Origin of the sequence: uncultured Roseovarius sp. (assembly GCF_947259555.1) — a bacterium.
Classification (GTDB): domain Bacteria; phylum Pseudomonadota; class Alphaproteobacteria; order Rhodobacterales; family Rhodobacteraceae; genus Roseovarius.
The window spans coordinates 46,509-57,404 of sequence record NZ_CAMYMD010000047.1 but is presented as its reverse complement, the minus strand read 5'-3'; the positions used below and the strand labels follow the sequence as shown (position 1 = coordinate 57,404).

The following is a 10,896-nucleotide window of genomic DNA, read 5'->3' as shown; positions in this document are numbered from 1 at the left end:
GCTTTCGCGGCAGCGATCCGTTCACCGGCACCGGGGCTGAATTCCGGGCGGTGACGACGGCGGCGGGCTCGACCGTGGTACGGGTGGACGAGGATGGCGACGGCGTGCGGGACATGGAGATCCTCGTGCAGTTCACGGCGTCCATGACCGTTGAGGACTTCATTTTCTGAGGTCGAGAAGGGGGACACTCCGCACGGCAAGGGGCGATACATCGGGTGCGGCCGGAGGCGGGCAGCGTTATGAGGCGGCGCGCGCGCGGATCGGCACCAAATGCGTGATGTGCTCTTTGGCGGCGAGGGCGAGGACACGTTCATTTATTTGAACACGTCGCACAGCCTGACCGGCAAGGACGGGTTTTCCGTCCTTGCCTGCTGCGTTAGCTTTGGCCGTGTTGGCACGTCTCGGGGCTGATCCGCCCGTGTTCGCTCGCCGCGCAACGCCGAAAGGAGGACGATCCCGTGACTGACCTGCTGATCATTGCCTTTGAGACTTCTGACGGAGCCTTCAATCTTGACGCGCATCTGCGTGGATTACGCCGCCTTCAGAGGCTGGAAACGCAGGACATAAAGGTGGCGACGCGTGATGAGGACGGCGCGGTACAGCTTCACGGGCCCGCCAATGTGCCGGCGATGCAGATGGTCGGCGGCACGATCTGGGGGCTGGTTCTGGGGGCGGCCTTTCTTGTGCCCGTTGCCGGCGCTGTGGCCGGGGCCGCGACGGGCGCGGTGGTGGGACAGTTTCGCGATCCGGGCGTGGACAGCGCATTCCTGCAAGAGATCGCAGAGAATTTGCCGAAAGGGGGGTCGGCGCTTTGCCTTCTTGTGCGCGACATGGATACCGATGCGCTTTTCAAAGAGATTTCGGCTTTTTCCGAAGAGGGCCATCTGATCCAGTCGCCGCTTGACGGGGAACAGGAAGACCGGCTCCGAGAGTTGCTTCAAACCGGTAAAACGGATTCATGAAGATCAAAGCGGGTTTTGCTGTCCCGTGCGCAACGCTATAGCTGAGACATGGCACCGGCGCGCAAATCATCGGCCTCTACGCGAAAACCACAGATCCGACCGTTGCGCTGGCTGCGGCGTTGGGTGGTCTATTACCTGCTGCTCTCGGCGCTGATCGTGACCGGGGTGATCGCGGTGCATCGGGTGATCGAGCCGCCGCGCACCTATTTCATGGGACAGGAAGAGCGGCGGTTGGGGGACATCCGCCGTGACTGGGTGCCGATGGCGCGGATCGCGCCGGTGATGGCGCGCTCGCTGGTGGCGGCGGAGGATGCGAATTTCTGCCAGCACTGGGGCTTTGACATGGGGGCCATTCGCACCGCCATTGCCGAAGGGTCGGGGCGCGGCGCCTCGACGCTGAGTCAGCAGGTGGTCAAGAATGTCTATCTCTGGCATGGGCGCAACTGGGCGCGCAAGGCGCTGGAGGCGGTGATGACCCCGGTGGTCGAGACGCTCTGGCCGAAGCGGCGGATCGTCGAGATCTATCTGAACGTGGCCGAGTTTGATACGGGCGTGTTCGGCGTCGAGGCGGCGGCGCGGCATTACTTTGGCGTGAGCGCCGCGGATCTGAGCGCGGTGCAGGCGGCGCGCCTCGCCGCCGTGCTGCCAGACCCCAAGGATCGTTCTGCGAAATCGCCGAGCGCCGCGCTGCGCAAGCGCGCCGCTGGCATCATGGACGGGGCGGCGACGATTGACCGGGATGGGCGCGCGGCCTGTTTCGAGGATTGAAAATCGGCCCCAAAGGGGGCATGGAGGGGCGGTTCCCGTTTCCCTAAGGTAGTCTGACGATGGCCAAGCTCTATCACGTCCCGCTCTCACCGTTCTGCCGCAAGGTGCGGCTGAGCCTTGCGGAGAAGAAGATCGAATGCGAACTGGCCGAGGAACGCTATTGGGAACAGGACCCCGATTTCCTGCGCCGCAATCCGGCGGGCAAGGTTCCGGTGCTGAAGATCGACGGCAAGACCATGGCCGAGAGCGCGGCGATCTGCGAATATCTGGAAGAGAAGTATCCCGAACCGGCGCTGATGCCGAAAAGCGCTGAGTCGCGCTACGAGGTGCGGCGGCTGGTATCGTGGTTCGATGACAAGTTTCACCACGAGGTGACCTCGAAGCTGCTTTATGAGCGGGTCAACAAGAAGGTGATGAAACAGGGCTTTCCCGACAGTCGCAACGTCAAGGACGGCGCGCGGGCGATCAAGTATCACCTCGATTACATGGCCTGGCTGCTGGATCATCGGCGCTGGCTGGCGGGCGATGTGATGACGCTGGCGGATTTCGCCGCCGCTGCGCATCTGTCGGCGCTGGATTATATCTCGGATGTGGATTGGCACCGCTCTGAGGCGGTCAAGGATTGGTATGCCAAGATCAAGTCGCGCCCGGCGTTCCGGGGGATACTGGCGGATCAGGTTTCGGGATTTCCGCCGCCGGCGCATTATGCGGATCTGGACTTTTAGGTCAGGGTCAGGGGCGCCGCCCCTCTTGGCCTTTGGCCAATTCACCCCGGAGTATTTGCCGGAACAATGAAAGATGAGCTGAAACAGAGACTGGTTGAGCAGGCGCGCGCCGAGGGGTTTGATGCCTGTCGGCTGTGTCACCCGTGGGATGTGGGCCATGTGCCGGAGCGGTTGGCGGCGTTTCTGGAGCGGGGCTATCACGGACAGATGGGCTGGCTGGAGGAGCGCGCCCATTGGCGCGGCGCGCCGGAGGTGCTCTGGCCCGAGGCGCGCACGGTGATCGTGCTCGGCGAAAGCTATACGCCGGAGGAGGATCCGCTGGCGGGGCTGGCGCGGCGGGACCGGGGCAATGTCTCGGTCTATGCGCGCGGGCGCGATTATCACGATACGGTCAAGAAGCGGCTGAAGCGGCTGGCGCGCTGGCTGATTGCTGAGGCGGGCGGTGAGGTGAAGGTGTTTGTCGATACGGCCCCCGTGCCCGAGAAGCCGCTGGGCGAGGCGGCGGGGCTTGGCTGGCAGGGCAAGCATACCAATCTGGTGAGCCGTGATCTGGGCAGCTGGTTCTTTATCGGGTCGGTGTTTACGACGCTGGATTTAGAGACTGATCCGGCGGAAATTGATCATTGCGGGTCGTGCCGGGCCTGTCTGGATATCTGTCCGACGAATGCCTTTCCGGCGCCCTACCAGTTGGATGCGCGGCGCTGCATTTCCTATCTGACAATTGAGCATAAAGGGCCGGTCGATGAGGCGTTGCGGCCGTTGTTGGGCAATCGGATCTATGGCTGTGACGATTGCCTGGCGGTCTGTCCGTGGAACAAGTTCGCGGTCGAGGCGCGAGAGGTGAAGTATCACGCACGCGAGGATCTGGTGGCACCGCCGCTGGCGGACTTGGCGGCGCTGGACGATGCCGGGTTTCGGGCGCGGTTCTCGGGCAGTCCGATCAAGCGGATCGGGCGCGACCGGTTCTTGCGCAATGTGCTCTATGCGATCGGCAATTCGGAGGATGCGTCTTTGCGGGCGGTGGCGCAGAGGCATTGCGAGGATACCGATGCGACGGTGGCCGATGCGGCGCGTTGGGCGGTCAAGCGACTGGATCGTGACGCAAACGGGCTGGAATAGCGCGGGAAACCCGGTACACCGCTGGCAAGGCGGAACGGGAGTGCGGACGCATGGCATTGGCTCTGGGCGTGGATACGGGCGGCACCTATACGGATGCCGTGCTCATTCGGGATGAGCGCGAGGTGGTGGCGAGCGCCAAGGCGCTGACCACGCGGCATGATCTGGCGGTGGGGATCGGTGCTGCGGTGGAGGCGGTGCTGGGGCTGAGTGGCGTGGATGTGGCCGAGATCGGGCTGGCGTCGCTGTCGACCACGCTGGCGACGAATGCGCTGGTCGAAGGACAGGGCGGGCGCGCGGGGCTGGTCTATATCGGATTTCGCGATGCGGATTTGCAGGCGCATGGGCTGGCCGAGGTGCTGGGCGGCGATCCGGCGATTGTCTTGGCGGGGGGGCACAGCCATGCCGGGAGTGAGGCCGCAGCACTGGATCGAGAGGCGCTTTTGGCATGGTTAGAGACGGATACGGGCGCGTCGGCCTATGCGGTGGCGTCGCTCTTTGCCACCCGCAACCCCGCGCATGAGCTGGCAGCGGCGGAGATGATCCGCGAGGTCACGGGCAAGCCGGTGAGCCTGTCGCATCACCTGTCGGCCAAGCTCAATGGGCCGAAGCGGGCGTTGACGGCGCTACTCAATGCGCGGCTGATTGCGATGATCGCGCGGTTGATTGACCGGGCGGAGGGCAAGCTGCGCGATCTGGGTTTGACTGCGCCGTTGATGGTGGTGCGCGGCGACGGGGCCTTGATCAGTGCCGATCAGGCGCGGGAACGGCCCATCGAGACGATCCTGAGCGGGCCTGCGGCGAGCATCGTGGGGGCGCGCTGGATGACCGGGGCGGATCATGCGCTGGTGTCGGATATTGGCGGCACGACGACCGATGTGGCGGTGCTGACCGGCGGAAGGCCTGCGATTGACCCGCAAGGCGCGCGGGTGGGGCCGTGGCGCACCATGGTCGAGGCGGTGGCGATGCGCACCTTCGGCCTTGGCGGTGACAGCGAGGTGCATGTGCAGGACGCCGGGCTGCAGGGCGGTGTGACCCTTGGCCCGCGCCGCGTGGTGCCGGTGAGCCTGATGGCGCTGGAGGCGGAGGCGGCGGTGCATGCTGCGCTGGAGGATCAGTTGCGTGCAAGTGCGCCGGGGGAACATGACGCGCGGTTTGTGCGGGCCGTGCCGGGGATCGAGGCCGGCGGGCTGAGTGAGCGGGAAACCGCGCTTTTGAGCCGGATCAGAGACGATATCGTGCCGGTGGGCAAGGTGCTGCGGTCGCGGATGGACCATGCGGCGCTGGCGCGGTTGGTGCGGCGCGGGCTGGTGCAGGCGGCCGGTGTCACGCCGTCGGATGCGAGCCATGTTCTGGGGCAGCAGGCGGGCTGGGACGCGGAGGCGGCGCGGATGGCCTTGGAAGTGGTCGCACGCAAGCGGACGGGATCGGGCAACCGGCTGGCCGAGGGGCCGGAGCAACTGGCGCAGATGATCGTGGATCGGTTGACCCATCAGACAAGTTTGGCCTTGTTAGAGACTGCTTTTGCCGAGGATGATGCGGAGTTCGGCCTGCCGCCGGAGGTGCTTGCGGCGCATGTGCTGATGCAGAAGGGCCTCGATGGGCATCATGGGCTGGTGCGCCTTGATGCCGGGCTGGGCGTGCCGGTGGTGGGCCTGGGGGCCTCTGCGGCATGCTATTACCCGGCGGTGGGGGAGCGGCTGGGCTGTGACATGATCCTGCCGGAGCATGCCGGGGTCGCCAATGCCATCGGGGCTGTCGTGGGACGGGTGACGATCCGGCGGGGTGGCACGGTGACCTCGCCATCCGAGGGCAAATACCGCGTGCATCTGGAGAGCGGGCCGGAGGATTATACAGGCTCTGATATGGCGATGGACGCGCTTGAGGCGGCGCTGCGTGCCGAGGCGCGGACCGAAGCCGAGGCGGCGGGGGCCGTGGATATTCACGTCACCGCGCATCGCCACGTAAAAGAGGCTCAGGCCGAGGCGCGGCGGGTATTTCTGGAAGCCGAAATCGTGGTAGAGGCTAGTGGGCGGCCAAGGATCGCCGGATGATGGTCGGGGGCGCTGCCCCCGTCGCCGAAACCGGCGACTCCCCCGAGGTAGTTGTAGCCAGATGAATGGGAGGGTGTGATGACGACAGCGGATCGGTTCAATGCGGAGGTCGCCGAACGGCTTGAGGACCTGCGCGCGGAGGGGCTCTATAAATCTGAGCGCGTTATTACGTCTATGCAGGCGGGTCGTATCGCCTTGGAGGATGGGCGCGAGGTCGTGAACCTGTGCGCTAACAACTATCTTGGACTGGCAGATAACCCGAGGGTTATTGCCGCGGCGCGGGATGCTCTTGATCGCTACGGGTTTGGTATGGCCTCGGTGCGGTTCATCTGCGGGACGCAGGAAGAGCACAAGGCGCTGGAGGCACGCATTGCCGCATTTCTGGGCAAGGAGGACGCGATCCTCTATGCGGCGGCGTTTGATGCGAATACCGGTTTGTTCGAGACTATTCTGGGTCCGGAGGATGCCATTATTTCGGATGCTCTGAACCATGCGAGCATTATCGACGGGGTGCGTCTGTGCAAGGCGCAACGCTGGCGTTATGCCAACCGTGACATGGCCGATCTGGAACGCTGTCTGCGCGAGGCGGAGGGCGCGCGGCATCGGCTGATCGCCACCGACGGCGTGTTTTCGATGGATGGGTATTATGCACCACTGGACGAGATCTGCGATCTTGCGGCGCGCTACGATGCGCTGGTCATGGTCGATGATTGTCACGCCACCGGCTTTGTCGGCCCGACAGGTCGTGGAACGCCGGAGAAATTCGGTGTGCTGGATCAGGTCGATATTCTGACCGGGACCCTGGGCAAGGCGCTGGGCGGGGCCTCGGGCGGGTATACGGCTGCGTCGGCGCGGGTGGTGGATTGGTTGCGGCAACGCTCGCGGCCTTATCTCTTTTCGAACACGTTGGCACCGGTGATTGCGGGAGCGTCGATCGAGGTCTTTGACATGTTGGAAGACGGCGACCGGCGGCGCGGCGCGCTTTGGGAGAATACAAGGTATTTCCGGGACCGGATGGGGGCGCTCGGGTTTGAATTGCTGCCCGGCGACCATGCGATCATTCCGGTGATGCTGCGCGATCCGAAATTGGCGCAGGACATGGCGGCACGGCTGAATGATCAGGGCGTGTTTGTCACTGCTTTCAGTTTTCCCGTGGTGCCGAAAGGGCAGGATCGTATCCGGACGCAGATGAGTGCCGGGCTGACCCGCGAGATGCTGGACCGGGCCCTCGCCGCCTTTGAAACTGTCGGTCGGGACTTGGGAGTGATCTGATGGAAAACCGCATGAAGGCGCTGGTCAAGGCCAAGGCGGAGCCGGGGCTATGGATGGAGCATGTGCCGGTGCCGGAGCCGGGACCGGCGGATGTGCTGATCAAGGTGCGCAAATCGGCGATTTGCGGCACTGATGTGCATATCTGGAAATGGGACGAATTCAGCGCCAAAACCGTGCCGGTGCCTATGGTGGTCGGGCATGAATTTGTCGGTGAGATCGTCGATACCGGGCCTGCGGCGGTGAAATACCGGATCGGGCAGCGGGTTTCGGGCGAGGGCCATATCGTCTGCGGGGCGTGCCGCAATTGCCGCGCGGGGCGTGGGCATCTGTGCCGCAACACCAAGGGGGTGGGCGTGAACCGGCCCGGATCATTCGCGGAATATGTCTGTATTCCCGAGATGAACGTGGTGCCGATCCCCGAGGACATCCCCGACGAGATCGCGGCGATTTTCGACCCGTTCGGCAATGCGGTGCATACCACGCTGAGCTTTGATCTGGTGGGCGAGGATGTGCTGGTGACGGGTGCCGGGCCCATCGGCATCATGGGCGCGCTGGTCGCGCAGAAGGTGGGCGCGCGCAAGGTGGTGATCACTGATATCAACCCGTACAGGCTCGATCTGGCCAAGCGGATGGGGGTGCAGCATGTGGTCGATGTCGGCAATCAGCAGCTGCGCGATGTGATGGACGAGATCGGCATGACCGAGGGGTTTGATGTCGGGTTGGAAATGTCTGGCGCCGCGCCTGCCATGCAGCAGATGATCGCGCGGATGAACAATGGCGGCAAGGTCGCGCTGTTGGGGATCGCGCCGACCGAGTTTGCGGTGGATTGGAACGCGGTGATTTTCAAGATGCTGCATATCAAGGGCATCTATGGGCGCGAGATGTTCGAGACCTGGTACAAGATGATCGCGCTGGTGCAGTCCGGGCTGGATGTCTCGGGGCTCATCACGCATCGGATCGGGATTGACGACTTTGAGCAGGGGTTTGCCGCAATGATCTCGGGCAATTCCGGCAAGGTCGTGATGGATTGGTGACGCTCAGACCGGAAGGGCGGTGGTCTTGAACACCGTGCGCAAGGCAAAGCTCGATTGCATCTTGGCCACGCCAGGCAGGCGTGTGAGGTATTGCCGGTGGATGCGCGCGAAATCTTCGGTGTCTTCGGCGACGACCTTGAGAATATAATCGGCATTGCCGGCGGTGAGGTGGCATTCGAGGACGTCCGGGATACGGGCCACGGCCTTTTCGAAAGCCTCGAGGACGTCATCGGCTTGTGTGGTAAGGGTGATTTCGACAAAGATCGTGGCCGGGACATTCATCTTGCGCGCGTCCAACAATGCGACGTAGCCTTTGATATAGCCGTCTGTCTCGAGCCTCTGGACGCGCCGGTGGCAGGCCGAGGCCGAGAGGTTGACCTCTTCGGCGAGGTCCGCGTTCGAGATCCGGCCGCGACGCTGAAGCACTGTCAGCAGGCGACGGTCTGTCTGATCCAGGGACATTTGCGCAAGACCTTTCGAAGATATGGCGGTTACTGTGAATATTATTCACAGAATGGCGGTTTAGACGAGGGAAATTTCAACCGCCTTGTGCGCGTCCTGGAGCATACTTGCGACAAAGCATCGGAGGAGACCCCAGAATGAAAATCGGCTGCCCAACTGAGATCAAACCGCAGGAATTTCGTGTCGGCATCACGCCCAATGCCGCACAGGAGGCGACAGGCCGAGGTCATGAGGTGATCATTCAGGCCGGTGCGGGCATCGGTGCCGGATTTGACGACGCCGCCTATGAGGCGGCGGGTGCCACGATCATCGATACCGCCGCCGAGGTGTTCGCGACCGCCGACATGATCGTCAAGGTCAAGGAACCCCAAGCCGCCGAGCGCAAGATGCTGCGCGAGGGGCAGCTGCTGTTCACGTATCTGCATCTCGCCCCCGATGAGGCGCAGACGCGCGACCTGCTCGCCTCGGGCTGTACCGCCATCGCCTATGAGACGGTGACGGACCGCTCGGGCGGGTTGCCGTTGCTGGCGCCGATGTCCGAAGTTGCGGGCCGTCTTGCGCCGCAGGTCGGGGCGTGGACGCTGCAAAAGGCCAATGGCGGTCGTGGTGTGTTGTTGGGCGGGGTGCCCGGTGTCGGGTCTGCGCGTGTCATCGTGATCGGGGGCGGTGTTGTGGGCACGCATGCCGCGAGGATCGCGGCTGGCATGGGTGCGGATGTCACCGTGCTGGACCGGTCGCTGCCGCGTCTGCGCTATCTCGATGATGTTTTTGGTGGCGTGTTCAAGACGGGATATTCCTCGGCCGGTCTGCTGGAAGAGTTGCTGCCGCAGGCCGACATGGTGATCGGGGCCGTTCTCATCCCCGGCGCCGCCGCACCGAAGCTGGTACGCCGCGATCAGTTCGGGATGATGAAGCCGGGGGCGGCGCTGGTGGATGTGGCGATTGACCAGGGCGGATGTTTTGAGACGTCGAGGGCGACGACGCATCAGGACCCGATCTATGAGGTGGACGGGATCATACATTACTGCGTGGCCAACATGCCCGGTGCTGTCGCGCGCACGTCGACGCTGGCGCTGGGCAACGCGACGATGCCGTTCATGCTGGCGCTGGCCGACAAGGGCTGGAAGAAGGCCTGTGCCGATGACGCGCATCTGCTGAATGGGCTCAACGTGCATGCGGGCCAATTGACCTATGCGGCCGTTGGCGAGGCATTGGGTATTAAAACGGTGGACCCTGAAACGCTGATTTGATCCTTGTTTGCGCCCCCCGAACCCCGTGAGACGGGGGCGCAAACAGACCACTCATGTCGCAAATGATGCTGGACCCCCCGCGCCCTGTCGACTAGCGTTGTAAAAAAACGCCAACAGGGGGCGCTACATGGCAATGTTCATCCTGCGCCGGGTCGGGGTAATGATCCTGACCGCGCTGTGCCTGACCTTCATCGTCTTTTTCCTCACTAATCTTTATCCCAACCTCGAAAAGCTCGCCAAGACGCAGGGCAACTTTCGCATGACCGATGAGGAAGTCGCCAGTTATCTGGGGCGCAATGGCTATTTGCAGCCGATGCCGGTGAAATATGGCCAGTGGCTGGGTGTCGTGCCCGGCTTCGTGATCGAGGATCAGGACGGGGTGACACGCGGGCATTGTATCTCGCAGGATACGTCGCCAGAGGACGCGCCGCGGTTTTGTGGCATTCTTCAGGGCGATTGGGGCTATTCCACGGTGTTCAAGGAAGATGTCGGTCACATCGTCGGTGAAAAGCTGGCATTGACGGGCAAGCTGATGTTCTGGGTGATGCTGCTGATGGTGCCGTCGGCGTTGATCCTCGGTGTGCTGGCCGGGATGCGGGAAGGGTCGCGCACCGACCGGACGCTCTCGACTGTGGCGATCACCACCACGGCCACGCCGGAATATGTCTCGGGCGTGCTCTTCATCGCCGTCTTTGCGAGTTCGGCGGTCGGGCTGAAGTGGTTCAAGGGCACCGCCACCAGCGCGGCGGATGGTGCGACCTTCGAGAATTTCTTTTTGCCGGTTCTGACCATCGCGCTTTACGGGATGGGCTATATCGCGCGGATGACGCGCGCCTCCATGGCCGAGGTCATGACGGCGCAATATATCCGCACGGCGCGGCTCAAGGGTGTGAGCTTTCCCAATATCGTTGTCAAACATGCGCTCAGGAATGCGCTCATCGCGCCCTTTACCGTGATCATGCTGCAATTTCCGTGGTTGTTGAACGGGGTGGTGATCGTGGAGACACTGTTCAACTACAAAGGCTTTGGCTGGACACTGGTTCAGGCGGCCGGGAATAACGATATCGAGCTGCTTCTGGGTGTTTCGGTCATCTCTGTCATTGTCGTTCTGGTAACGCAGCTGATTTCCGACATCGGCTATGTCTACCTCAATCCGCGCATCAGCGTGACATGAGCGGCCGTCTTGCCCCGAAGTCCGCGTCATTGTCCGGCTTGACCGGACAATCTCCCGTGTGGCTTGGGGTGGGGCGGCA

At 63.2% G+C, this 10,896-nt stretch carries 11 protein-coding genes; 10 read left to right on the top strand and 1 reads right to left on the bottom strand.

The annotated features are described in order from the left end of the window. The first annotated feature begins 270 nt into the window (after nucleotides 1-270). The 8 genes from Q0X85_RS08160 to tdh all read left to right on the top strand — a co-directional run bounded on the left by Q0X85_RS08160 (nucleotide 271) and on the right by tdh (nucleotide 7,931). Nucleotides 271-411 carry a hypothetical protein gene (locus Q0X85_RS08160; RefSeq protein WP_297771252.1) on the top strand — a complete coding sequence of 47 codons (141 nt, stop codon included), beginning with the start codon at nucleotides 271-273 and terminating at the stop codon, nucleotides 409-411. 47 nt (nucleotides 412-458) lie between these two features. Beyond that, a complete protein-coding gene (locus Q0X85_RS08155) occupies nucleotides 459-962 on the top strand; it encodes a DUF1269 domain-containing protein (protein ID WP_297771250.1) in 504 nt (167 codons plus the stop codon). Between the two features lie 48 nt (nucleotides 963-1,010). Continuing rightward, a complete protein-coding gene (gene mtgA / locus Q0X85_RS08150) occupies nucleotides 1,011-1,730 on the top strand; it encodes a monofunctional biosynthetic peptidoglycan transglycosylase (protein ID WP_297771248.1) in 720 nt (239 codons plus the stop codon). A gap of 59 nt (nucleotides 1,731-1,789) precedes the next feature. Next, the gene (locus Q0X85_RS08145) at nucleotides 1,790-2,455 is read left to right on the top strand and encodes a glutathione S-transferase family protein (protein ID WP_297771246.1); all 666 of its coding nucleotides are present in this window, start codon (nucleotides 1,790-1,792) and stop codon (nucleotides 2,453-2,455) included. A gap of 66 nt (nucleotides 2,456-2,521) precedes the next feature. Further along, a complete protein-coding gene (gene queG / locus Q0X85_RS08140) occupies nucleotides 2,522-3,574 on the top strand; it encodes a tRNA epoxyqueuosine(34) reductase QueG (protein WP_297771244.1) in 1,053 nt (350 codons plus the stop codon). Nucleotides 3,575-3,624: 50 nt separating this feature from the next. Beyond that, entirely contained in the window at nucleotides 3,625-5,625 is a 2,001-nt protein-coding gene (locus Q0X85_RS08135) for a hydantoinase/oxoprolinase family protein (RefSeq protein WP_297771241.1), read from the top strand. A 78-nt stretch (nucleotides 5,626-5,703) separates the two neighbouring features. Beyond that, nucleotides 5,704-6,897, top strand: coding sequence for a glycine C-acetyltransferase (locus Q0X85_RS08130; protein WP_297771240.1), 1,194 nt, complete (start codon nucleotides 5,704-5,706; stop codon nucleotides 6,895-6,897). Nucleotides 6,898-6,908: 11 nt separating this feature from the next. Then, nucleotides 6,909-7,931: an L-threonine 3-dehydrogenase gene (gene tdh, locus Q0X85_RS08125; RefSeq protein WP_297771256.1), complete on the top strand. Its 1,023-nt coding sequence runs from the start codon at nucleotides 6,909-6,911 to the stop codon at nucleotides 7,929-7,931. Between the two features lie 3 nt (nucleotides 7,932-7,934). Here the strand turns inward: tdh and Q0X85_RS08120 are convergent, their stop codons facing one another. Further along, nucleotides 7,935-8,393: an Lrp/AsnC family transcriptional regulator gene (locus Q0X85_RS08120; RefSeq protein WP_297771239.1), complete on the bottom strand. Its 459-nt coding sequence runs from the start codon at nucleotides 8,391-8,393 to the stop codon at nucleotides 7,935-7,937. A gap of 137 nt (nucleotides 8,394-8,530) precedes the next feature. Between Q0X85_RS08120 and ald the strand changes: the two genes are divergently transcribed. Together ald and Q0X85_RS08110 are read left to right on the top strand one after the other, a co-directional pair. After that, entirely contained in the window at nucleotides 8,531-9,643 is a 1,113-nt protein-coding gene (gene ald, locus Q0X85_RS08115; RefSeq protein ID WP_297771237.1) for an alanine dehydrogenase, read from the top strand. A 127-nt stretch (nucleotides 9,644-9,770) separates the two neighbouring features. Continuing rightward, the gene (locus Q0X85_RS08110) at nucleotides 9,771-10,817 is read left to right on the top strand and encodes an ABC transporter permease (protein WP_297771235.1); all 1,047 of its coding nucleotides are present in this window, start codon (nucleotides 9,771-9,773) and stop codon (nucleotides 10,815-10,817) included. Nucleotides 10,818-10,896 lie beyond the last annotated feature (79 nt).

Bases quoted from the DNA above. Each gene is read 5' to 3' on its own strand.
- Q0X85_RS08160 (WP_297771252.1), top strand. From the start codon at position 271: ATGCGTGATGTGCTCTTTGGCGGCGAGGGCGAGGACACGTTCATTTAT.
- mtgA (WP_297771248.1), top strand. From the start codon at position 1,011: ATGGCACCGGCGCGCAAATCATCGGCCTCTACGCGAAAACCACAGATC.
- Q0X85_RS08145 (WP_297771246.1), top strand. From the start codon at position 1,790: ATGGCCAAGCTCTATCACGTCCCGCTCTCACCGTTCTGCCGCAAGGTG.
- queG (WP_297771244.1), top strand. From the start codon at position 2,522: ATGAAAGATGAGCTGAAACAGAGACTGGTTGAGCAGGCGCGCGCCGAG.
- Q0X85_RS08135 (WP_297771241.1), top strand. From the start codon at position 3,625: ATGGCATTGGCTCTGGGCGTGGATACGGGCGGCACCTATACGGATGCC.
- Q0X85_RS08130 (WP_297771240.1), top strand. From the start codon at position 5,704: ATGACGACAGCGGATCGGTTCAATGCGGAGGTCGCCGAACGGCTTGAG.
- tdh (WP_297771256.1), top strand. From the start codon at position 6,909: ATGAAGGCGCTGGTCAAGGCCAAGGCGGAGCCGGGGCTATGGATGGAG.
- Q0X85_RS08120 (WP_297771239.1), bottom strand. From the start codon at position 8,393: ATGTCCCTGGATCAGACAGACCGTCGCCTGCTGACAGTGCTTCAGCGT.
- ald (WP_297771237.1), top strand. From the start codon at position 8,531: ATGAAAATCGGCTGCCCAACTGAGATCAAACCGCAGGAATTTCGTGTC.
- Q0X85_RS08110 (WP_297771235.1), top strand. From the start codon at position 9,771: ATGGCAATGTTCATCCTGCGCCGGGTCGGGGTAATGATCCTGACCGCG.